Source organism: Vibrio sp. SCSIO 43155 (assembly GCF_023716605.1).
GTDB lineage: Bacteria > Pseudomonadota > Gammaproteobacteria > Enterobacterales > Vibrionaceae > Vibrio > Vibrio harveyi.
Map to the genome: position 1 here is coordinate 1,517,844 of NZ_CP071852.1, position 24,333 is coordinate 1,542,176.

Annotated in this window: 19 protein-coding genes; 15 read left to right on the forward strand and 4 right to left on the reverse strand. The window is 44.5% G+C overall.

All coding sequences use genetic code 11. The features are described from left to right. Positions 1 to 181 precede the first annotated feature (181 nt). From J4N44_RS06925 to J4N44_RS06940, 4 genes are all read left to right on the forward strand, one after another. A complete protein-coding gene (locus J4N44_RS06925; protein ID WP_005444470.1) occupies positions 182 to 1,393 on the forward strand; it encodes a cyclic di-GMP phosphodiesterase in 1,212 nt (403 codons plus the stop codon). Positions 1,394 to 1,716: 323 nt separating this feature from the next. Then, positions 1,717 to 2,343 (forward strand): LysE family translocator, encoded by a 627-nt coding sequence (locus J4N44_RS06930; protein WP_005444463.1) that lies wholly within the window; start codon positions 1,717 to 1,719, stop codon positions 2,341 to 2,343. A 207-nt stretch (positions 2,344 to 2,550) separates the two neighbouring features. After that, complete coding sequence (locus J4N44_RS06935) at positions 2,551 to 4,095, forward strand: YjjI family glycine radical enzyme (RefSeq protein WP_252045001.1); 1,545 nt, start codon at positions 2,551 to 2,553, stop codon at positions 4,093 to 4,095. Between the two features lie 21 nt (positions 4,096 to 4,116). Next, a complete protein-coding gene (locus J4N44_RS06940) occupies positions 4,117 to 4,998 on the forward strand; it encodes a YjjW family glycine radical enzyme activase (protein WP_152163497.1) in 882 nt (293 codons plus the stop codon). A 16-nt stretch (positions 4,999 to 5,014) separates the two neighbouring features. Here the strand turns inward: J4N44_RS06940 and J4N44_RS06945 are convergent, their stop codons facing one another. Further along, the gene (locus tag J4N44_RS06945) at positions 5,015 to 5,971 is read right to left on the reverse strand and encodes a LysR family transcriptional regulator (protein WP_045488354.1); all 957 of its coding nucleotides are present in this window, start codon (positions 5,969 to 5,971) and stop codon (positions 5,015 to 5,017) included. A 339-nt stretch (positions 5,972 to 6,310) separates the two neighbouring features. Here J4N44_RS06945 and J4N44_RS06950 point away from each other — a divergent pair, with 339 nt between their 5' ends. Continuing rightward, a complete protein-coding gene (locus J4N44_RS06950) occupies positions 6,311 to 7,078 on the forward strand; it encodes a TerC family protein (RefSeq protein WP_009702297.1) in 768 nt (255 codons plus the stop codon). Positions 7,079 to 7,246: 168 nt separating this feature from the next. Continuing rightward, a complete protein-coding gene (locus J4N44_RS06955; protein WP_009698095.1) occupies positions 7,247 to 7,849 on the forward strand; it encodes a 2OG-Fe(II) oxygenase in 603 nt (200 codons plus the stop codon). 93 nt (positions 7,850 to 7,942) lie between these two features. On the opposite strand, the gene J4N44_RS06960 is transcribed toward J4N44_RS06955, so the two are convergent. Beyond that, entirely contained in the window at positions 7,943 to 9,202 is a 1,260-nt protein-coding gene (locus tag J4N44_RS06960) for an HD domain-containing phosphohydrolase (RefSeq protein WP_252045002.1), read from the reverse strand. Between the two features lie 292 nt (positions 9,203 to 9,494). On the opposite strand from J4N44_RS06960, the gene J4N44_RS06965 reads away from it, so the two are divergent. From J4N44_RS06965 to J4N44_RS07005, 9 genes are all read left to right on the forward strand, one after another. Continuing rightward, on the forward strand, positions 9,495 to 10,127 hold the full coding sequence (locus J4N44_RS06965; RefSeq protein ID WP_050939230.1) for an SDR family NAD(P)-dependent oxidoreductase: 633 nt from the start codon (positions 9,495 to 9,497) through the stop codon (positions 10,125 to 10,127). A gap of 179 nt (positions 10,128 to 10,306) precedes the next feature. Next, positions 10,307 to 11,500, forward strand: coding sequence for an iron-containing alcohol dehydrogenase (locus J4N44_RS06970; protein WP_017819473.1), 1,194 nt, complete (start codon positions 10,307 to 10,309; stop codon positions 11,498 to 11,500). 174 nt (positions 11,501 to 11,674) lie between these two features. Next, positions 11,675 to 12,880, forward strand: a complete 1,206-nt coding sequence (locus J4N44_RS06975; RefSeq protein ID WP_252045003.1) for an aromatic amino acid transport family protein — start codon at positions 11,675 to 11,677, stop codon at positions 12,878 to 12,880. Between the two features lie 259 nt (positions 12,881 to 13,139). Further along, on the forward strand, positions 13,140 to 14,264 hold the full coding sequence (locus J4N44_RS06980; RefSeq protein WP_252045004.1) for an HD-GYP domain-containing protein: 1,125 nt from the start codon (positions 13,140 to 13,142) through the stop codon (positions 14,262 to 14,264). Positions 14,265 to 14,363: 99 nt separating this feature from the next. Further along, positions 14,364 to 14,579, forward strand: coding sequence for a hypothetical protein (locus tag J4N44_RS06985; protein WP_005433984.1), 216 nt, complete (start codon positions 14,364 to 14,366; stop codon positions 14,577 to 14,579). A gap of 374 nt (positions 14,580 to 14,953) precedes the next feature. Further along, a complete protein-coding gene (locus J4N44_RS06990) occupies positions 14,954 to 15,718 on the forward strand; it encodes an ABC transporter ATP-binding protein (protein WP_005444434.1) in 765 nt (254 codons plus the stop codon). Between the two features lie 12 nt (positions 15,719 to 15,730). After that, positions 15,731 to 16,615 (forward strand): ABC transporter substrate-binding protein, encoded by an 885-nt coding sequence (locus J4N44_RS06995; RefSeq protein ID WP_017819471.1) that lies wholly within the window; start codon positions 15,731 to 15,733, stop codon positions 16,613 to 16,615. After that, a complete protein-coding gene (fhuB, locus tag J4N44_RS07000) occupies positions 16,615 to 18,591 on the forward strand; it encodes a Fe(3+)-hydroxamate ABC transporter permease FhuB (RefSeq protein ID WP_005444426.1) in 1,977 nt (658 codons plus the stop codon). The genes J4N44_RS06995 and fhuB overlap by 1 nt, the downstream gene beginning before the upstream one ends. Before the next feature lie 216 nt (positions 18,592 to 18,807). Continuing rightward, positions 18,808 to 21,030 (forward strand): TonB-dependent siderophore receptor, encoded by a 2,223-nt coding sequence (locus J4N44_RS07005; RefSeq protein WP_050925845.1) that lies wholly within the window; start codon positions 18,808 to 18,810, stop codon positions 21,028 to 21,030. A 44-nt stretch (positions 21,031 to 21,074) separates the two neighbouring features. Here J4N44_RS07005 and J4N44_RS07010 read toward each other — a convergent pair whose 3' ends face one another. Both J4N44_RS07010 and J4N44_RS07015 read right to left on the reverse strand, forming a co-directional pair. Further along, entirely contained in the window at positions 21,075 to 21,623 is a 549-nt protein-coding gene (locus J4N44_RS07010; protein WP_005442115.1) for an MSHA operon transcriptional regulator, read from the reverse strand. 496 nt (positions 21,624 to 22,119) lie between these two features. Continuing rightward, entirely contained in the window at positions 22,120 to 23,847 is a 1,728-nt protein-coding gene (locus tag J4N44_RS07015; protein ID WP_252045005.1) for a DUF3466 family protein, read from the reverse strand. Positions 23,848 to 24,333: the final 486 nt, after the last annotated feature.

Below are 24,333 nucleotides of genomic sequence, written 5' to 3' on the forward strand. Positions count from 1 at the left end.
AGCATCTGTGATGAAATCTTGACCTAAGTCCATAAAATAAAAGTGGTTTATTGTGGCGATGTTGTCTCATATATTGACCAAAAGCTCATTAATTCTAAATGATAGTGAATTCTTATAACAGTGAATGGTCAGATCTCTTATAATGCGTTTGCTAAATAATAAGTGTTAACAAGTTGCGCGTATGCAGTACAAACCAGAAGACTCAATAAAAATAGCGATCGCAGACGTCAGTATCGGTATGTTCGTTACTGCGATTGAACAGAACAAACGTGTCAACCTCGCGAATGCTGGTCGTGTCTCTACGGAGCAGGGCATCAAAAAACTGCATGCGAGCGGCGTAAAGTACGTTTGGGTCGATCAGAAACTCTCAGCGCAGCAGTGCGTCTTTAAGCCTGTTGAGGAAGAGCATGACATTACGTTGTCAGCTTCTGAAATCACGACCACTCCTCAAATCCAGCGAGCGTTCCGTTCCCGCGAGGCGCAGCACAAGCGTGCCAAAAAACTGATTGCGGAAGCGAAGTGTTTAGCGCAAAAGCTGCTGAACCAAACCTTTGAAGGAAAAATCATTGAGGTCAACGAGATTGAATCGTGGGCCGATGACATGATTGACAGCGTATTCATCGATTCTGATGCACTCCAATGTGTATCAGCGCTGCGCCAAAAAGACAGTTACCTTTTGGAGCACTCAGTGAATGTCGCTTGTTTGTTGGTTTCTTTCGGTAAGCATTTAGGGCTAGACAAAGAGACGCTGAAACAACTTGCGATCGGCGGCATCATTCATGATGTTGGTAAAATCAAAGTTGATGATGAGATCTTGCATAAACCTGCTCGCTTAACACCGGAAGAATTTGAACACATGAAACTCCACCAAGTGTTCGCAGGTGAGATCATTGTTGGCGTTAAAGGGTTGAGTAGCGTGAGTCGTGATGTGTGCTTGATGCACCACGAGAAACTTGATGGTACTGGTTACCCACTGGGCTTATCGGGTGAGCAAATCCCGATGCATGGGCGCATGAGCTGTATCGTTGATATCTATGATGCATTGACGGCGGATCGCGTCTACAAAAAGGGCATGAGCTCGGCAGAAGCGTTTAAAATCTTATTGAGTTTGACGCCATTCCACCTTGATCCCGACTTGGTGTACAAGTTCATCAACTGCATAGGTGTGTACCCTGTGGGCTCGATAGTACAATTGAGTGATGGCCGAGTTGGCATTGTGTGGACATCCAACGATTCTCAGCCACTTAAACCCATCGTGAAGTGTTTCTACTCACGTAAGTACAAGCGTTACATCGATGTTGCTATGGTAGATTTAAAAAACAGCTCACATTCGGTTGAGAAAGCAGTAGCGCCATCATCGTTAGAAGTGGATCCAAAACCTTTCTACGATTAAGCGCAATTAAGATGGGTTATTCACAATATCTGTCGAGTAACGAATCGCTTTACAGGGTTGCATATTACCAGTATGTTGATTGCATAACTAAACAGCTCAAAGTGTACTAGAAGCGAGGCAAACTGAGTTTTTCTACTTAGCTTGCTTACTCATAGGATTGACTAAAAGCTAGGTTGGTTTTGAGCCTGTTCAGTTATCTTCGTTCAGCTTTCATAAAAGCTATGTGGTGTCTTTCCGCGTTACGTTTCATGGATAGAAACGTCGAGAAAGGCAAGTAGGCTACACGATCTGTACCCCCATCAACACATTGGAAAGGAGCGCCAATGCAACTCGATACTTGGATCTACTACACCCTTGCGATACTTGTTCTGACTGCCTCTCCTGGTCCTAGCTCGCTGCTTTGTTTGAGTAAAGGCGTCAGTAATGGATTTCGCCATGCCTTTGCGACCGCCCTTGGCAGTCTGACGGCAATTACTATAATTCTTACCTTATCTTTTACTGGACTTGGCGTCGTTATCGCCTCTTCAGAACTGGTGTTTAACATCATTAAATGGTGTGGTGCTGCGTATCTTATTTGGCTTGGTATTCAAGCATTACGCTCTAAGCAAACGGATTTCTCACAAGCACAACCGGAGCAATCTTCTTCGAATTATTTAAGCGCATTTACCAGTGGTTTTATTGTGGGTTCGAGTAACCCGAAAGCCATTGTGTTCTTTACCGCGCTGTTTCCTCAATTTATTGACCCATCTGCATCGTTATTCACTCAATATATTGTCTTTGCTAGTACCTTTGTGGTGTTTGAACTGAGCTGGCTGACCTTCTATGGTTTGCTGGGAGTGAAAACATCGGATTGGTTATTTGCGAAAGGACGAGCGAAGTTATTCAATCGTTTAACGGGCGGTGTATTCATTAGCGCGGGCGTTATGTTGTCGACTGCGCATCGTAGCTGAATTGATAATTATTTCGCTAAGTTATTAAAACTTAGGCTAAATTAGCAAAATCTTATTTCCAAAATGGAAATCAACTTTTTGGTTTTTTTCATTAGTGGCAAAGACTCTCAAGGCGTAGAATTCAACGCGTCCTTTCAACCAATGCTCAAAAGTGAGCAGACGATTTGAAAGGACGTATTCGTTGTATTTTCTCCAGGAACATCTTAGATGACTCAAAGCCTTTCTGATCTTCAGCAGCGTTTCCTTGCTATCGCGACCGATAGCAACTTATCTCCAAAACAGAAATCAAACTTTCTTGCTTTGGAAGCCGAAGCCACAATTCCATATATGACCGTCTCTGACGATGTAAGCCAAGCGATGCAGCAAGGCGTCATATGTGACATGTTTGAAGGTCACGCGCCATTTAAGCCGCGCTATGTTTTGCCAGATTACGCAAAATTTCTTTCTCAAGGTTCTGAATACTTGGAGTTAGCTCCAGCAGAAGATTTTGATGATGCGATCAACATGTTGACCATCATTTATCATCACGTGCCTTCGGTAACCAACATTCCCGTTTACCTTGGTCAACTTGATGACGTGCTAATGCCTTACGTGGGTGACCTAACTGACGAGCAAATATACAAAAAACTGAAACACTTCTGGGTCATGCTTGATCGCACATTGCCAGACGCGTTCATGCACGTGAATATTGGTCCTACGGACAACATCATTTGTCGTACGATTTTGAAAGTTGACGCAGAGCTAAAACAGATCGCGCCAAACTTAACGTTCATGTACGACAAAGCAGTTACACCAGACGACCTGTTAAAACAAGCAACACAAAACATTTGTGAGTGCAGCAAGCCGCACATCGCAAACTACCCAATGCATGTGAGCGCGTACGAAGGTGGTCGCTTTGGTATCGTGAGTTGCTACAACTCTCTGCCATTGGCTGGTGGTTCAAACACGTTAGTGCGTATGAATCTAAAAGAAGCGGCGAATCGTGCAGATAACCGTGAAGATTTCTTCAACAACGTTCTGCCAGAATACCACGGTTTGATGGTTGAGTTGATGGATGCTCGAGCTTCACATTTGCATGAGAAATCTGAATTCTTTAAAGGCTTTCTAACGCAAGAAGGTCTGATCGAAGAGTCTCGTTTTGCGCCAATGTATGGCATTTATGGCATGGCAGAAGCGGTAAACGTATTGCTAGAGAAAGAGGGCAATGCGAGTCGTTATGGTCAAGACACAGCGGCAAATGAGCTAGGTCATAAGATCTCTGCGAAATTGGCTGAATTGGTAGAAAGCACATCAGTGAAATTTGGTTTGGAAGGCAAAGCGCTACTGCACGCGCAAGGTGGCATCAGCTTAGATTTGGATGTGACGCCGGGTGTGCGCATTCCTTACGGCAACGAACCAGATCCAGTGTCTTACGTGCAAGCGACGGCAGGTCATCACCAATACTACCGTTCTGGCATCAGTGACATTCTGACTATCGACGAAACCGTGAAATCGAACCCAGAAGCGATGTTCAACCTATGTAAAGGCGCATTGAATGCTGGTTACCGCGAGTTTACGGCAAACGTAGCATCGAACGACTTGGTTCGCGTGACGGGTTACATGGTGAAGCTGTCTGATATCGCGAAATACGATGCAGAAGGTTCACGTACTAATACTACATTCCTAGGCGCAGAAGCGGCGAAGAACACTGGTATTTTGGAGCGTTCTCCACGTGTGGTGAGTCATGAAATGTCACCGATTTACGCTAAGTAATTGGTGACGGATAAGAATAAGATGGCTAGACGAACGGAACACCTCTTGGCTAAGGTAACTCGTATCCTTCCGTTCTCTTGTGTTGATGGACCTGGAAACCGTCTAGTCATCTTTCTACAGGGTTGTAACTATCAGTGCATCAACTGCCACAATCCGCACACAATCAATCACTGCAACCATTGTGGGGATTGTGTGAGCGAGTGTCCTGTTGGCGCACTGAAGTTCGACAAAAGCAACAACGTTGTTTGGCTTAAAGAGGAGTGCACCCACTGCGACCGTTGTATAGAGATATGTCAGCACCAATCTAATCCAAAAATTACTGACTACTCTGTGGAAGCAATGCTCGATTTGATACGAAAACAGCGCTTTTTTATTAGCGGTGTGACGGTATCCGGTGGGGAATCTACCTTACAGCTTCCTTTCATTATTGCGCTGTTTAGAGGGATTAAACAGGACCCTGAATTGCAACATCTTACTTGCTTCATTGATAGTAATGGCTCTTTATCTACCGCAGGTTGGGAAAAAGTCCTACCGTATATGGATGGGGCGATGATCGACCTAAAATCGTGGCAAAGTGAAACGCATCACTGGTTAGTAGGGCGGGATAATCACCGTGTATTTCAAGCAATTCAGTATTTAGCCGAAGCAAGCAAGTTGTATGAAGTGCGTTTACTGCATATTCCAGGTAAGAGCGATCTCGATACGGAAGTCGCAACTGTTGGGCACTATCTGCAAGCGTTACCTGAATCAGTCAACATTCGTTTGAACGCGTTTCAGCATCATGGTGTAACAGGCGAAGCCCTTGGCTGGGAGAAATGCTCTCAGGATGAAATGGAGCGCTTCCACGCTCAATTGAGCCAATTCGTGAGCAGACCAATGACCATGCCATCGGTCTATGTGTAACGCAGGAGGGATAACTTTAAAGTTTATTCACTCTTGGTTTGCTGCATCCTCCCAAGGTTTCACACGCCTTAAGCACTTGTTGTTGTAGCCATCTTAAAGCGGGATCGTTGAGGCTCGCTTTGTTCCACACCAAGCTATACGCCACTTGTCCATATTCGAACGGCAATGGTCTTTCTACTAATCCTTTCGCTTGTAGTGCCATTTGTGCCCAAAGCTTTGAACAAGTGAACAGATAATCTGAGTGGTGACACATCACAGCTGCGGACCCAAAGTCCGCCACGTGCATCGCGATACTGCGTTTGGCGTAGCGCTGAGTTAAGTTCTGCTCAAAGTAAGGTTGAGATAAGTCTTTATCGTGAATGCCAATGTGCCTAGCACACAAGTAGTTTTCTACCGAGAGATCTTCTTTTGACAATGGGTTGTTACTGCCCATCAAACAGATCATCTCATCTTCCAAAATCGTTTGCCAAACCAAGTCTTTATTATGCGTAGGTGGTTGGCTGATATCGTGCGGCAGAATCATAAAGTCCACTTGTCCACGGATTAAAGAATCAAAACTCATCTGCTCTTTCGCGTAGACGTTTAGTTGTGCTCGACTGCCCATTTGTTGAGATAGGTTTTGTAGCATTGGTGCGAAAATTTCAAAGGTACTTTCACGCATCGCCAAAGAGAAGCGACCTTCGTAATACGCAGGATTGAATGAGCCTTGATAAAGTAAACCGTTCATACTGGAAAGAATGCCGTGTACCGAAGGACCGATGTTTAAAGCAAACGGCGTTGGAACTAAGCGAGTACCATCGCGGTAAAAAAGGTCATCTTTAAGAATGTCGCGTAATTGGCTTAGCGTTTTACTCACGCTAGAAGGGGTCACGCAAAGCTGTTCTGCTGCTTGAGTCACACTGTGTGTTGTGAGCAACATGTGCAATACGGTGAGGTGTTTAAGGCTAATGCGTGAGAGTGTTATGTAATCCATTCGTAAGACTAACTAGTGTGATTTTTCTCAGTATATCAAAATATTATTGTGAAACATTTTTTTACGATTGTTGAAGCACGCAAAAAGAGGTGTTTCTTTTCGTGTTCTATATAAAGATTTGGCTCAATTGGGCACTTTATGGGGGTGAGTAGTGGCAATAACCCTTAGAGGACGAAAGATGGTTGACATAAGCCTGACAAAATAGGGGATTGCGAACAAATAGGAGAGGTGATTTACTCAACTTTCCTAAGTAACAGAGGTTTAAATAAACTTAATGGACGACCCCTTTAGTCGACTGAACAATTCACTGTATGGCTTCCAATCATCGGAGGCGTACTCATGTTAGAACTTTTCATGCAACCAGAAGCGTGGGCTATCTTCGCTACCTTGTTTGCTCTTGAAGTTGTCTTAGGCGTTGATAACGTCGTATTCATCTCCGTTCTGTGTGAACGATTACCACAACACCAGCGTAAACTTGCCCGAAACCTAGGTATCGGTCTTGCCGTTATGGCTCGCATTGTTTTGGTGTTCTCGATCTCTTGGATCATGCAGCTTACTCAGCCGTTAATCAGCTTTAGCGACTACGCATTTACTGGTCGTGATTTGATTATGATTGCAGGTGGTGCGTTCCTGTTGGCGAAAAGCTTGAAAGAGTTGTGGAGTTGGTTAACGCATACAGAACACGGTCACTCGACTCATGTTCGTACTGGTCTTGCCGTGGTTCTATTGCAGATCGTTGCAGTTGACGCTGTGTTCTCAATGGACTCGGTGATCACCGCAGTTGGTTTAACGAGCGAGGTACCTATTATGGTGGCGGCAATCATCTCGTCAGCAATTGTAATGGTATTAACGGCGGAGAAAATCAACAATCTAGTGACGCGTTACCCGGGCTTTAAGACACTTGCTCTACTGTTCCTAGTATTGCTAGGTGGTCTGTTGATGGCAGAAGGTTTTGCTATTCACATCAACAAAGGTTACGTGTATTTCGCGATGGCGTTTGGTCTAGTGTTGGAAATGTGTCATATCCAGCTAAAGAAAAAACAACGCCCAGTGATTCAGCGAATTCGTCCAATCCGGCCTCGTTCTGTTGCGCTTCAAACTCGATAATTGAAACGTAGCAACTGAACCAAACTGAGCCGCTCTTGAGAGCGGCTTTTTTACGTCTTTATTCTGTGAACTGTGTGGATTTGTCGTGTCGATAGAAAATGGAATTTGTTGTTGTAGCACGGATTTCTTATATAGACCGCCCAAACCTATACGAGTGAACAAAATAGAATGAACAAACTGATCGACGCGTTATCGACGCACGGATACTACATCTGGGATGATTTTATTTCTCAAGAGGAAGTGGCTGAGCTGCGTGACTGTATTCCTGATGATTGGAAGAAAGCACGTATTGGTCGTAACGACGACGTGACTCGTATTGAAACCATTCGCAGTGACAAGATCCAATGGTTGAAACGCGACATGGGTGCACCAGTGGCGTCTTTCTTAGACAAGATGGAAGAGATCCGTTTGGAAGCGAACCGTCATTTCTTTCTAGGCTTGTTTGAGTACGAAGCGCACTTCGCGAAATACGAGAAAGGTGACTTCTACCAAAAACACCTCGACTGCTTTAAGGGCAATGAAAACCGCCGCCTAACCACAGTGTTCTACATGAATGAGTCGTGGAGCGAAGAAGATGCAGGTGAGTTGGTGGTGTACGATTTGAATGACAACAAAATTGCGACTATTCCACCGCGTTCTGGTCGTCTGTTCGTGTTCCTATCTGAGCAATTCCCACACGAAGTGTTGCCGACAAACGCTGAGCGATTCAGTATTGCAGGTTGGTTCCGTATTAACGGTGTCAAAGATAACCAGCTCGACATCGCTCACTAGACCTTATTATTGTGGTCGCGTTGAAATACGTTTGAAATAACAAAGGGACGCCAATCTGGTGTCCCTTTGTTTTATTCTGTTTACGGCTCGGCGTTAAGCTTGAGTGGAGAGCTCATAACACGTTTGCATGTGTGATGACAAAACTCGATATACATCAGAACAGAGCTTACCTGATTTGATCTGCTCATCCATGATGATGGCGATTTCTTGTGGCGTCATGCGTCCACGGTAGGGACGATCTTGAGAAAGTGCTTGAAAGACATCTGCGACCGCAATAATGCGCGATGGTACGTCCAAGGCTTCACCTGTTTTATGGTATGGATAACCTGAGCCATCTAAGCGCTCGTGATGATTGGAAGCCCATTCAGCAATTTTGGCGTTAGGAAACACTTTATGCAGTGCTAACTCTGTGTCCACGGTGTGACGTTTAATTCGAGTGTATTCGTGTTTGTCCAGCGGTCCTTCCTTATGAAGGATCTCATCCGGAGTTTTGAGTTTACCAATATCGTGAACGAGTCCAGCAATAAAAATCATCTCTTGTTCGTGCTCATCCAACTCCATTTTCTTCGCCAAGTAACGAGACAGTTCAGCGACCTTTTGTGAATGTTGATAAGTAAAAGGGCTCTTGGCATCAACAATACGAGCTAAGAACAAACCCAAGCTGTTCATGTCTTCTATGGTTAGTTGTTTTTGCAGCCAGTCTATATTCTCAAATTGAAGTCCAATCGTTTCGATATGCTCTGACTCCATCGCAAACCAAAACGCATCTGTCATGATCAATTGAACCATCGCGTCGCACATGTCTGGGTTAAACAGCGTGCCCGCATTTGCCATTACACACTCGGCAATCAGTTCCTCATGCAAGGTGACAAGGTCGCTATGGCAGTTAGATACGTAATACGCACGCATAAAATCGAGACGATCAGAAAGGTAAAGCAGTGCAGCGACGTCTTTTTCAAATGTCGGAAGATCGATCTGTTCGAGTTCTTTCCAGTACGTATGATGATAAAGAATTGGCGTTGCGAATTGAGTGAGCAACCGACATTGCTTAAGCGTGTGGTAGCCACGGATGCAGTGCGCTTTGGCGTCTTGAGGAACAAGCTGTTCAAGCAGCATCATGTGCTCGCGGGTCTCAGAAACTCCGCAGTCGTGGATCATGCCAGCAAAGTAACAGAACTCTGCTTTTTTGATGTCCCAACCTAAGGTGATCGCACATTGATAGGCAATATAGGCGACTCGATGGCTATGGTGTGTATCGTCTACGCCTACGTAATCTAACGCACGCGCTACCCAGATCAGGGCTTGTTTTAGATCGACTTCAAACCCCGAGATGGAGTGGGAAGATTGCTTCATTGTAATTACCGACGTTTTTACTCGCCTGTGCTTATTTTATTTTGATTTTTTAGGGGAATGCGACAGCGAACTGATACCTAAAAAGGGTGCACATGGCTTAGTTATAGTTATGCCGAGAATAATACTGCTTGTCGCACGTAAAATTCATCCGAAGCCCAGAACTCTTGGTCATTTCTTTGAACTACGTATTGATTTCGAAAGATTTCTCCTTGTTCGATTGACTTCCTTTGAAAACCACACAAATAGTGATGTAAAGTATTCTCATTATCATGTGTGTTGTGAAAGGTAAGTTATGAAAAGAGTCGTTATATGGGGCGCGAGCAGTGGTCTTGGTTTGGCAATTGCGCAGTATTTTGCTGAGAAGGGTACTCAAGTGATTGGCGTAGCAAGAAATCCAGATAAGAATCCGGAATTGAAGGCGATATGCCACTCGACCTTTACGTGTGATGCAACGGTAGCGACTGAGGTGAATGCGGTTGTCGAGCAGCTTAATCAAGATGACATCATCATCAGTACTATGGGCAGCTTTCGTGCGGATATTCCGGTGGATTATCTTGGTCATCGCCATCTTATCGACGCTGCTTGCCACGCTTCACTGAAACGTTTTGTATTGGTGACGTCTCTCGGTTGTGGTGACAGCTGGCAGTATCTCTCTGAACGCTCTAAAGCGGGCTTCGGCGGTGTCGTCCGGGAGAAGTCATTGGCAGAAGCATGGTTACAGACTAGTGATTTGGATTACACCATTATTCGCCCAGGTGGTCTTAAAGATGGTGACGTGACAGGCAATGGTGTTTTGGTCGAGCCGAAAGAAGTGCATGGATTGGTATATCGTCAAGAAGTTGCTCGTTTGATTTTTGATATGCTTGAAGACGGCAAAGGAAGCGGAGAGATCTTCCATTGTGTCGATCCAGAATTAACGTACTAAATGTGCTAATCGAATGAATCAAAAACAGGGAGAGTGTTTAGGCGCTGTCCCTGTTTGTGCTTAGAGTCTCGATATTTGTATTATCAATAATGCTAACGGAAAGATGAATCTGTGACCTTACCAGTTCGAGCGGATTAAAAAAGCAACTAGAATAAAAGCTCAAAACAAAAGGACTTGTTATGTTAAAACACCTGCTTTATCGCGGTTATACCAATGGTTTGAAAGCCGCCGCCTATGTACTCCCACTCCCTAAACCGACATTATTCTCTGGTGCTGGCAGTCTCCATGAGTTGACGGAGGCGATTGCTGATCTTGGTTTTAAAAAGTTGCTTCTTGTGACTGATGACGGCTTAGTAAAAATTGGTATGGCGGAGCAGGTAATAGAAAGCGCGAAAGCCAGAGGTTTAGACGTTGTGCTGTTTTCTGAAGTAAAACCAGATCCCACATACGATCAAGTAGAGACTGGATTAACGATGTATTTCGACTCAGGATGTGACGCGATTTTAGCGCTTGGCGGTGGTTCTGCCATGGATTGTGCCAAAGTTATTGCTGCCCGGGTGACAAACAGGAAATCCATTAAGAAGCTTGCTGGTTTGTTTCGCGTGTGGAGAACTCCTGCGCCTTTATTTGTGATTCCGACAACGTCTGGTACTGGATCTGAGGTGACGATTGCCGCTGTTGTTTCTGAACCAGACACCCACCACAAAACCCCATTAATGGATCCGAAATTGGTGCCTTTAATGGCCGCATTGGATGCGAATTTACTGGTTGGTTTACCAGCAAAGATAACGGCTGATACGGGTATTGATGCGTTGACACACGCGGTAGAAGCTTTCATTTCCCGTAATGCGACTGTTGATACCAAAGCCTATTCGATTGCGGCTATTAAGCTTATCTTCAAGTACTTACCTCAAGCCGTAGAAGACGGAAGTAATATTGAGGCTCGAAACAAAATGGCAATGGCGTCTTACTATGCTGGGTTAGCCTTCACCAAAGCGAGTCTTGGTTACGTTCACGCATTCGCGCATAACTTGGGTGCCAAGTATGGCATACCTCACGGAATGGCGAATGGTCTTGCTTTGCTCCCTGTCCTTCGATTTTCTTTCTCTGAGATTGAGCCACAACTGACAGCCCTAAGTGAAGCCTTGAGCGGAACGCAAGGTGAGGATAGAGCGAGTGCACAAGATTTCATTCATAGGCTAGAAGATTTGTATAACGCAATTGGCATCGAACAAACATCGCCACTGTTGCAATCCTCTGATACTGGAGAGTTAGTGAGTTTGATCCTTAAAGAAGCGCACTGGAATTATCCTGTTCCTAAGTTTATGAATGAAGAGGAGTGCGCCCAATTGCTTGCAGAAATTAGAGTTTAAAAACGTTATGTACACTTAAGTTTACGTGTGTGGATTTTTATCCTTACACTTTGCTTGATCTTATTAGAAAGATCCTACAGAATCGTCATCATTCCAAATATGGTGTTAGGTTTGGTATGCCGTTGCCCGATCTGATGCTGATAAATCTTATAAAGCTGTAAAGATAAATATACAATGAGTCGATCTAAAGTGTTTGGTAGCACCCTGATTATTGCTGGGACTACGATTGGTGCTGGCATGCTGGCGCTTCCTCTTGCCTCTGCTGGCATTGGTTTTTCTACCTCTTTAATTATTATGCTGGGGTTATGGGCGTTAATGGCGTTTACTGCGTTGTTGATGCTGGAGCTTCACCAATATGCGGACAGCAGTGCAACTCTTCATACTCTAGCGAAACAAATTCTTGGTCAGAAGGGCAAATGGGTTGCAAGCTTTGCCATGCTCTTCTTGTTTTACTCATTGTGTGCTGCTTACATCGCGGGTGGTGGTGCTCAGTTTGGTGACCGTTTGACAGAGTGGTTTGGTCTGGATATTTCTGGCTCGACTTCAACCATCATCTTTACCCTTATCGTGACCATGGTTGTGACAGTGGGCACTGGCACTGTAGACAAAGTAAACCGCGTGCTGTTTGGTCTTAAAATGGTGACCATGATTGCAGTCTTGTCATTTCTTGCGCCAAACGTGACCGAATCTTACTTGCTAAGCATGCCAATAGAGCAAGGTCTTGTCGTTGCCGCTATTCCAGTAATCTTTACCTCTTTTGGTTTCCACGGCAGTATCCCGGCTATTGTTAACTACCTCGACGGTGACACGTCGTCTCTGCGTAAAGCGATCATCGTTGGCTCTACAATTCCGCTCGTGATCTACATTTTCTGGCAAATTGTAACGCTTGGTGTAGTAAGCCAAGATACCTTGATTGAAAACGGTGGTTTGAGCGCATTGATTGGTCAACTGTCTCAAACTGTTCACCAGTCAAATCTTGGTAGTGTGGTAGGCGTATTTGCTGACCTTGCACTTCTGACGTCTTTCCTAGGTGTGAGTTTGGGTCTGTTTGAATTCTTGGGTGACACGATCAGAGGCGACAGTGAAAAGCCAAACCGTTTGGTTGCAGCAGTGATCACATTTACACCACCACTAGGCTTTGCATTGTTTTACCCGCAAGGTTTCATCATGGCGCTAGGTTATGCTGCAATTGCTTTAGCTATTCTTGCTATCTTCCTACCGCTAGTTATGGTGGTAAAGGTGCGTCGCTCTGATGAGTTTACGGGTGAATACCGTGTGGCAGGTGGACAAGGAGCACTATTAGTAACAGGTATCGCTGGTACTGGTATTGTGATGGCGCAGCTACTCATTACTTTGGGTGTTCTTCCTGCGTTGGGTTAATCACCAAACGGATTGATATCGGAAAACTCAATTTGCATAAAACAGCCAGTGCTCAAAATAGCACTGGTTTTTTTTGATCTGGATTAAATTACCGTAGAATATTCGGTGAAAAGATTGGCGAAAAACTGTTTTTATTTCGTACACTTAAGTTGTGGTATGTCGATAATTTAGGTGGAGAAAAGCCGCTCTAATCACATCAAATACGCTGACTTTCATGAGCCTTTTCTTCTGGTTTCTCTACTTGGTGTGGAGGTGAAGTATGGCGCACCGGAGTTTTTACCCGTTTGCAAAACCGCTCAATGAGCAAATGCAAACTTTGAAGAATAGGATGCAGGCACATTTACCGTGTGTCGATAGGGTGTCTTTTGCTAAGTATCACCCTAAACAAGGCATGCTTAAATCTTTTGCCGAAAGTGAGTTCGACACTTGGTGTTTGGCTCATCACGAAGCGCCACTTCGAAAACTGCACAACCTGAGCATTGCTGCAGACAATGCCATCCCTCGTCTTGTTAACGATCTTTACGACATCAACCACTGTCCACGTATTCAAACCTTGTTGAAACAAGGCTACCACTCGTCTGTCGCTATTCCTTGTTATGACCGTCAAACCTTTACTGGGTTTGTGTTTCTCAATTCGATTCAACCCAATGCGTTTAGCGTCGAGGCTTTAAATGGGTTAAGACCCTATTTTGAGATGGTGCAATTTGCCGTTGAATCTGAAGACCACGTCGTCAATGCGATTGAAATCTTGGCAGAAAGAATGCAGTGCTTGATGCCAGGGTATTCGCCGGAAGTTTACTCGCACACTAAGCGTATTGGTATGTACGCCCAATTAATTGCGACAGAGCTTGCCGATGTTTATCAATTTAGTGATGAAGTTGTCGAGCAAATTGGAATGTTCACTCGTTATCATGCTTTGAGTGAAATAAAACTCCCTGCTGATGTGGTATGTAATCGCCGATGTGTGAATGCAGAGCAAGAAGCGCTGCTATCTGAGCATATTGAACAATGTGTTGAGTCAGCAGATAACATTGTGGCGAGAATTGGTAATCCAGTTCATCCGAGTGTCACTTTATTTCAGCAAATTACGTCTTACCAATATGAAAACCTCGATGGGTCTGGCTATCCGCATGGGTTAGATCGTCCAGGGATTCCTATCGCCGCTCAAATCGCGGCAGTTGCTAATGTGTTTGATGTCATGACCACCCATCATCCATATCGTCAAGCGTGGTCAATCCTGTATGCCTTGTTAGAGCTTGAAAAACGCGTTTACCAAGGCTTGTTATCCCGAGAATGCGTGAATGCTTTGCGCGAACATCAAGGCTACTTAAAACAAATTATTCATAAGTACCCAGAGCATTATGCTGGTATGGGGTTAATGTGAAAGTAGAGGAGCAAACCATGAAGGGAATCAAAATATTGACTAGGAGGTCGGAATAAATAATACTGTATATGTATACAGTAACTCGTTTGGAGGTGAAGTATGTTGTGGGAAACCCTAGAAAGAGTAAACCGCTTACGCCAACAAGCACTTGCGAATGCTGAATTCGTAGAGTCGGCAAAGGAACATGAAGAAGCTTTGCATGACCAAGAGTATCACTACCAACCAAGAAAGCGTTCAGCCAAAGACAAACAAGGTAAGAAGTCGCTGGCCGATATCTATAAAGAAGTAGAGTTTGGCGCTGACGCTCGTCATTAACTGGTTCAACAACGCTGCGGCTCTCATCCAACTTTTCTTATCGTCGCAGCTTAACTTATTCCTTGAGCGAGCATTGCGAATGGCGATGCTCGCCGCCGATAGTCCTCATTTCCAATCCCTATTTCATTTCGTTTTAAATTGCTTTTCCCCTTGCTTCTGACGTGCTTTTTGTAGCGAGAATGTGCTCCCAATAAGATTTATAAAATTATTTATTAATGATAATGACAATGGTTTGCATTTGTATCTTTGCTGTTATATAAAGCCAAGCTTATTAATCGTTTTGTTGAATAAAATTATAAAACGTAACGGGAAGGTAGACGGCAAAGCGAAGTTTCACCAACCCCGAGACGTAAATAGGATTAGGTGAAGTAGGGATGTTAGAAGCCAAAGCACTCCAATTCGATATTGACGGTAAGTCTTTGTTGAAAGCATTTGATTTGACGTTTGAAACTGGAAAAACGTACGCGCTTGTCGGACACAATGGTTCTGGCAAATCCACACTTCTCAAGCTGCTCGCTCAGCAACAACCATACAGTGATGGCGATATTTTGCTGCATGGTGACAACATCAACCGTTTATCGGCAAAGAAATTTGCCCAGCACATCGCTTACCTTCCTCAGCACTTACCCATGACCGACAGCATTCTCGGTCGAGATTTAGTGAGCTTTGGTCGTTACCCTTGGCATGGTTTATTAGGACGGTTGAGTACAAAAGATAAAACCATCGTGGAAGAGGCGATGGAAATGACAGGAACATCCAAATATGCCGATCGCCTTGTTGACACGCTTTCGGGTGGTGAGCGCCAACGAGTGTGGCTTGCGATGTTACTCGCACAGAAAACCGAATACCTGTTGCTTGATGAGCCCTTGTCTGCGCTCGATATTAGTCATCAGGTCGATATGCTTTCTTTGATCTCTAAACTTAGTAAAGACCTAGGTTTAGGGGTCATCATCGTACTGCATGACATTAACTTAGCTGCACGCTTTTGTGATGAGATTGTCGCATTGCACCAAGGTGACTTGATAGCGCAAGGTGACGTTCAACAAGTATTTACCGAGCCTAAGTTGCAGCAAATCTATGGCATTGAAATGCGTATTTCTGACCATCCTGCTGGGTATCCAGTAGCGATGCCAAGCTAAGTGGGGTCAACAATGGATTGTAAGCCGCTTATTTCATTGCTGAAGCGACTTGTTTGGGCGACAAGTCTTGCTTTTCCTCTGTTTGCTCATGCAGTTGATAAGACGCCATCACCACGAGTGATGTCGGTGGATTGGACACAGACCGAAACCATGCTTGCACTCGGTGTTGTTCCGGTTGGCGTCGCACAAGGGCAAGATTATGACGCATGGGTGAAAGCCCCAATATTACCAAAACAAACAAAAGATGTGGGTTTAAGAACGCAACCCAACATTGAGCGTATCTACGAGCTCAAACCCGACCGTATTTTTATTGCCCCTTATTTTTCTGCGATGGAAAGCCGATTAGCGGAAATTGCGCCTGTTACAACGATAGATCTTTACGGGCAGGGAATCACGGATTGGTCGGTATTGACTCAATTCACTCGTACTTTCGGCAAAGAATTGGGACGAGAGGTAGAAGCAGAAACGTTTATTGAACAGTCAGAGGCACAGCTTGCCTCACTCAAAGAAAAAGTCGACCAAAATTCAGCGCCATTATTAATGGTCCAGTTTATGGACACTAAACACGTGCGTGTCTTTGGCGAGAACAGTTTGTATTCACAAGCAATAAACCAGCTTGGTCTCTCTAATGCGTGGACGGAAAAAACCAATAGCTGGGGTTTTAGTATGGTCGGTATCGACAAACTCGCGGGAATAAAAGCGCAGATCGTTATTGTGGATCCGCTTCCTCATGGTGGAGAGCAACAGTTGGCACAAGACCAATTTTGGCAATATATCGTAGAACAATCAGGTCACCCTGTTATGCGCGTTGATCCTGTTTGGAGCTTTGGTGCCATGCCCTCTGCGGTTCGCTTTGCTCATTTAGTCGCTGCGGCAAAAGAGAAGGAGCACTTCTAATGAGAGCTTTTCCTTTATCCTTAGTGATCTTACTTTCTATGTTTACGGTGTCGGTTGGAGCGTTACATCTGAGTCAAACCACCGCCTTTTCCAATGGTTTAGCAAGCCTTTGGCAGCCTGATTTCCAGTCGATAAATTCCGTTCTTCTTCATTTTAGCTGGTGGCCACGCGTATTTACGACGGTGATCTCCGGAGCGGGCTTGGCAGTTGCTGGTGTGTTGATGCAACAGGTTCTACGTAATCCGTTGGCATCTCCTACGACTTTAGGCGTTGCGAGTGGGGCGAACTTTACGCTCATGCTTGCCACGTTATTCACACCTTGGATGCTGGACTTTTCTGCCAATTTAGTTGCTTTGGTTGGTGGTATCACTTCAATGGGGTTAGTGATGTTGTTGTCTTGGCGACGGGCTCTTTCTCCGACCGTTGTTGTTGTTTCTGGCTTGGTGATCAACTTGTATTTTGCTTCTCTGAGTACGGTCATTTTGATGATGAATACGGAGAAGCTCAATGGACTCATGATCTGGGGAGCAGGCTCCTTAGTTCAAAGTGGTTGGGATGATTTCAGCTATCTTGCACCAAGAGTCGCCATTGCTGCACTAGTGGCATTTTTGTTTGCTAAACCTTTGAGCCTTTTGGAGCTATCAGAGCAAGGAGCAAAGAGCTTAGGTGTGTCGCTAGCGAAGCTGCGCTTTGTTTGCCTTGGCTTAGCGGTGCTTATTACTTCTTGGGTTGTGGCGACGGTGGGTATCATCGGTTTTATCGGTCTTGCTGCGCCTGCTATTACACGCTTGATTGGCGTGCATAAGATTCAGCACAAACTTTGGATCTCAATGTTGATTGGTGCAATGCTTTTGACCCTCACCGATTTAGTCATTCAACAATTACCGGGTTTGATGGCGAGCTTTATTCCAACAGGAGCTGCCACTGCCGCGTTAGGCGCACCACTGTTACTTTGGTTACTACCTCGATTATCACAAAAGACGCAAGGGCATACGCAAACCGTGCTCACTCGTCACTCGGAGCGCGTCAACAAACTTAACAAACACGCTATCGCATTTACTTTGTTGATCATCTTGGCGGGCATCGTGCTCTTCAGCACCGTTTCAGTTCAGAACGACGGCTGGACATCGCTTTTCTCTACCCATGAATGGCTATTTTTGGAATGGCGCACACCTAGGCTTTTAGCCGCGGCGATGGCCGGGGCTATGTTGGCGATTGCAGGAACCATGATTCAGCGATTAAGCGGCAACCCGATGGCTAGCCCGGAAGTGATTGGTATCAGCTCAGGAACAGCAATGGGCTTGATCATTGCTATGTTTACTGGCGTCGGTGCATCGGTTGTGACTTTGTCTATTGGTGGCTTGATTGGTGCCTTGTTGACGGTACTAATCATTGTCTTATTGAATAGAAAATCTGGCTTCCAACCAGAACGAATCTTGCTGACAGGTATTGCCATTACTGCACTCATGAATGCCATCCAGAGTTTTATTTTGGCAACGGGTGACCCACGCAGTTATCAAGCATTGGCTTGGCTTTCAGGCTCGACGTATTACGTGTCAATGGACACGCTGCTCCCGCTCGCTCTTTCTGCCATTGTGTTTATTGGTTTGAGTTTTGTTTGTGTTCGCTGGTTAGATATTTTGCCGATCGGGGCTTCTTCTTCTAAAGCCCTCGGTCTCAAAGTTGACCGTTCTCGTGCCATTTTACTATTGCTTGTGGCTTGTCTTACTGTCAGCGCGACTTTGGTTGTTGGTCCTATTAGCTTCGTCGGTTTGCTTGCGCCACATTTGGCACGTTTGTTTGGCTTTAATAAAGCATCGCAACACATGCTATGTGCCGCCTTGCTTGGTGCAGGCGTGATGCTATTGGCTGACTGGATGGGCAGACAGGTACTTTATCCGCAAGAGATCCCTGCAGGATTGGTGGCATCTCTTATTGGTGGTTTGTATCTGATGTGGGGACTACGTCGACTGTAACGACGATTTGGCTTCATTCCTCACATATCAAAACAATAAAAATCTAGAACTGGGTGATCGCTCTCATCACCCAGTTTGTGATGCTAGCAAAGCACGTCCTGTGTTTTTGCATTTAAGGAAAATCAGTGGTTATGCCGGAACCAACCCGTGTGGGCTTGTCTATTCGCTCAATGCATAAAAGGTTGGAAAGGTTGCCGACAAAAAAGGAGAAAAATGATGAATCGGCAGTTTATGCTAACACCCGCAGCAGTGGCTATTGCGATGGTGCTAGTAACCCCTCAAGTGCTTGCTCAAGAAGATGAAAACATTGTTGTAATTGGTCTACAAGAAGACAGTGCCGTTGGTCCTGATTTTAGCTACCTTGGTGCGAAGAGTCGTACTGCAACGAAGATGGATTTAGCGATCAACGAAACGCCACGCGCTGTTTCCGTTGTGACTCGTGAGCAAATGGATGACCGCGCATCAATCAGTGTCTCAGATGCACTGCAATATACGCCAAGCATTCAAACCAATTACTTTGGTGAAGATAACAAGCAAGATTGGTTTATTATCCGTGGTTTTAAGCAGGCGAATAGTGGCTTATATCAAGATGGAACTCGTCTGTATTCATCTGGATTTTACAGTTGGCAGATTGACCCGTTTGCATTAGAGCGAGTGGAAGTGCTTCGTGGCGCAGCCTCTGTGCTTTATGGTCAAAACCCTCCAGGTGGTGTTATCAATTTGGTGAGCAAACGCCCTCAGTTTGATGGTGGCTCTGGTCAGGTGTCGGTGGAGTATGGTTCTGAAGATCGCAAACAGATTTCTCTGGATGTGAACTCAGAAGTGAATGAGAAGCTTGCTGTTCGTGTGCAAGGTTTGGCGCGAAAGAACGGCACACGTGTTGATGGCGTTGAGGCCGAGCGTTTCCTTATTGCTCCTTCACTGACTTACAAGTTCACTGATACGTCAGAAATTACTTTGCTGACCAGTTACCAAAAAGATGATTCTGACCCATACCTGCAGTTCTTACCTGTAGAGGGAACATTGAAGCCAAACAAAAACGGTAAGATAAGCGATAGTCTTGCGGTCGGGAACACGGATTGGGAAACGTTTGAACGCGAACAGCTTTCTGTTGGTTACGAGTTTGCACATATGTTCAATGACACGACTTCTTTTGTTCAGTCGACTCGTTATAGCCAAATGGACGTCAACCTTCGACAAATGTATTCGTACGTCTATGCTGCTGACGTCCCAGGATTAGGTCCGCTGCTTGATCCTTTGAATGAGCGCAAAAGCATCCTGCGTGCGGCCAGTACAGAAGAGGGCTCTTCTGATGCTTTCAATATTGATAACCGCTTGATGCACAACATGCAATGGGGAAGTGTTGAACATAACCTCATGGTTGGTATTGACTATCAGATGGTCAGTATTGATGGTAAAGACTTTGCAAGCGACCCATTGGTGGCTGATGGAAATTCACTCTTAACCACGCCTATTGGAATCTTGCCAGATCCGCGTTTTGATGTTTTCAACCCAAGTTATTCGAACAATGTTTGGTTGCTAGACCCAACAACGCTTCAGCCTTTGACTGACGCCGACAAGCAGCGAACAAAGGTTGATAACGAGCAGCTTGGTATCTATCTACAAGACCACATTCTGGTCAATGACAAGTGGGCGGTTCTTCTTGGCGCACGTTATGATGATACGAGCAATGAGGTTCACAATGTAACGACAGGCTCTCGAACTAAAGTTGATAATGAAGAGTGGACGTTTAGCGTAGGTACTGCATACATTTCAGAGGCTGGTTTTACGCCATACTTTAGTTATTCGCAGTATTTTGATCCTATTATTCAGCAAGACAGTGCAGGCAAGCCTGCGAAGCCAGAAAGTGGAGACCAGTTTGAAATCGGTGTGAAATACCAACCTCGTACGTTCGATGGCTACTTTAATATTGCAGCTTACCAAGCAACGAAAGAGAACCTTGCTCGAATCCACCTCAATCAGTTAACTCAAATTGGTAAAGTAGAAAATAAGGGTATTGAATTTGAAGCAGTAGCAAATGTGACCCCGTCACTGACATTACTTGGTAACATTGCTTATGTGGATTCTGAAATCAAAGAAGATGTGAACGCAGCATGGGTGGGCAATTCTCCATCTCAAGTGGCGAACACGGTATCATCCGCTTGGGCGCATTACCGTTTCCTAGAAGGGACACTTGATGGCTTAGCTGTTGGGCTTGGGGCGCGTTACACCGGTGAATCATACGGCGATAACACTGAAACAATTAAAGTGCCGGGCTACTTCTTGATGGATGCGACGGTGAGCTACCGTATTGGTGATTACAAGTTGCAAGTTGCAGCTAAGAACCTAGCAGATAAAGAGTATGTCGCGACATGTGATGGTTTTTGTTGGTACGGCGACCGTCGTAATGTCATCGCGAGCTTAACCTACGATTGGTAAATATTAGTGTGAAACAAAAATCCCCCGAATTATCGGGGGATTTTTTAGAAATCAGCTTTGCGCACGTAATGAGGGTTTTTGTACTTTTTCTCGGGACCAAAGGTAGAAACCACCAATTTATTCCATAACGCTTTATCGAACTCGCCTTTTGGGATTGAAGGGTAGAGCGTTTCTTCCTCTTCTCTTGCAAAGTTCATGTACTGTTTTTTCTTGATTTGGTTGTACTTTTTAGCAATCTGATTGTGCTTTCTTACCCACTCAAGCTTGTACTCGCGTAATACCTTCTCACCCTTGTCCGCATCCATTCGAGATAAGAATAGGCGTTTGTAAGAAACCTTTCTGTCCAGCATGGTACGCATGACGGTTTGAATGTATTTACCGTGATGAGTAATGGTGATGTCATTCTCATCGATAGGCGTGATGCACCAACTCTTTGGTAAAAAGCTTGGTTTCTTAAATTGCTTATTACGTTCCATTAGCACCTGATGAAGAACCAAATCAGATGTGCCGCGGAAGGTCTTTTGCCACTTAGCGATTCGAATTTGTAGCGAACCTGGCAAGCGATAGATGTTAGTAAACTTATCTTGGTCCATGGACTTCAGTCATGAAATTAACATGCAATAGGAAAATTGATAGACGCGAGTCCCGGCAAGCAGAATGAATCCACTTTGCTGAGGGAAAACGTGTCGGTAATTAGCGCGATTTTACAACGACATCGCTCAAAATAGCGAGGGGTTATGTCAATAATAGGTAAGAAATAAAAAAATTGTTTAGATTATGAATAGAATCAGGTGGTTTTATGGTGATTTTAACTTGAACACCTCCAAAGTAACCTTTGTGTACTTCCGACTTTGTAAAAGGAAAGGGATGTCAGTTTCGAGTCTTCATCAAAAGCTCAAAGTTAGGGCGTAAATCTCATTAGCCTTACCTGTTCTGAACTTCAAATAGAGTTTTAAGCTCATGAGCGCCCCCATTTCTGTTTTAATTTGTTGTTCAGAAACAGGGGAGTCACCATTGTCATCTACGATGTGTTTTTAGCGAGGAGATAAAAAACGTGCTTTCACGTTTTTAACTTGATCCAATATTTTCCTATTTAATGTTTATTTTTCTTGTCTTAACGTTTCTCGTAATTGAAAGAATAGTCAACCCGAATGCGGTAAATAGCCCCAAACCCGCGCCATTACGTTTCGTTGGTGTTTTTTCAACATCCCTAGGTACAATATTCTTCGCTGTTTTTCCTTTAATTGGAATTAATTTAACCGCAACGACTTCTTCTTTATCTGAACAAGTCGCATTATTGGCGGTGGTTTTATATCCAGAATGACACTTCAGCGCTGTTGCAGAAATAATACCCGCATCATTAATGTCGCTCGCATCGATAATTCTGAATCGGTTATTTTCTTGGGAGTAAGAGGTGGACGAAGTATCGCTTGAATCTGAACCGTTTGTTAAATCATCCAAATACCACGCTTTTCCATCAAACAGCGTTTTTGCTCTTTCACTGACTTTACTATTTTTTGCATAAGGCAAGATAAACGCTCGTTGTCTACGTGGTTTGCCTTTCGATGCGCGTACCTTTTCTGCATCCACTCTGCCGACAATTTCATTGTATGTATTGATTGCACCCATTTTTCCACTCGCACCGTCAAAGAAGATCCCGGATTGCAAATAGTTGGCTCGCAATGTTTTTGCTCTTACATCATTGACGACGAATAAACGGTTGGGCGCAGAACCTGTTGGCATTAAATACTGCCCTGAACGTTTCGCTTCACCAATCGCAACGAAGTTAGAGTTAACGCCGGTTAACCTTGAATTGCTATGCAGTGTTTTGTTTTTAATTCGTTGCTGTGCCCCGTCCACGGGTTTGTTGACCCAATCTTCTTTTTTATTAAGGTCGCCAACAAAGACGGTGGCGTCCATGTAGTTGTCTTTCTGATACGAGTTGTAGCCGACGCCATAGACAGTACTACCATCAGTAACAAAGTCTCGCATGCTACCTTGGGCAAGTCTTTTGCCGCCTTTGAGTCGTTTGCTTTGCCATTCGAGTTCTAGCGCATTTCCTTTGTCATCCCATATTGCAGCTTTAGAACTGTGGTTCGATCCTGATTTTCTCGCCACGCTGCCAACAGTGATAGTGCCATCTGTCGCCCATGCACGGGTTGCGACTATGGCTGCTTGATCGCCTGCAGTAGTAAAGTTTGGTTTAACTGGTGAAATGGTGTCTTTAGAGTCTAATCCAGTCGCCACCGTCCCAATTGACTTTGCGTCTTTTGTTAAAGCATTAACCACGCTGTTTTTGGTATTTGGGTTAAAGAGAGGGAAGGCTGTGTTGTGGTCACCTTCTACGTATGCGGTTACTGTTGGCTCAGATGCTTCATTGTGACCCAATGACCATGCTTGCCAGAGTGTGCTCGCCCACGCTGAACAAATCTTGTATTTTTTTTCGTTGTCACAGTATCGTTTAAAACCAGATTCACTACCTCGATATGCAAAGCTAGAATCCATTGCAAAAGGTACTTCTTCTCTCAGTTCAGATACATCAATAGGTTTCCCCTCTAGCATAGCCGTTGAGCGAACATCGAGTGCTATTTTGAATTTACTGGCATCACAATTCGCTTCTTTTTCAAAGCAACCGAGTGAGTAAGGTTGTCCAGTAATTGGATCATTAATGTCTCCACTTTGAATCGCGGAACCAAATGAAGATAAATTAGTGTTATCGGGAACGACTTGCACTACTTGATATAGTGCAGCTTGTGAACTTATTGAAAAACCAGCAGTAGCAAGCGCTATAAACTTAATATTCGCTTTTAAACTCATCCATCCAATTCCTATCATTCTAAATAATGTTTTCGGTAATATGTGACCAAGGAATTTATAGATAATTCATTATTGAACGGTGTTTTTTTGTATGTGTTCACGTACAAATAAATACATAAAAATACAAAGTAAATAGTTTTAAAATAAGAATGGATAACGGGTTATATACCCAAGTGACTTCAAGATGCAGGGTTCAGAGCGTTGTCATTGATTCGAGGTCAAGGAAAACAACGCAGCGTAATAACCAGCTCTTTCCAAGTTGTTTGACGCAGCTATTGGTTTAATTAAAAAAGCGGGGCAATGACACGCTCCCGAAGGGCGAGCTGTCTTGGCTTGTATACTTTGTTGCCGACTCTTGATTTAGAGTGACTAGATCTTTAAATCGTCGCCGCGTCTACAAACCAAGTCATTCTCGCTGAACCTAGCAACTCGAGGTTACTTGGGTATAGTCTAAGAATATTAGAAATGAAGGTGGTGGAAACCGGG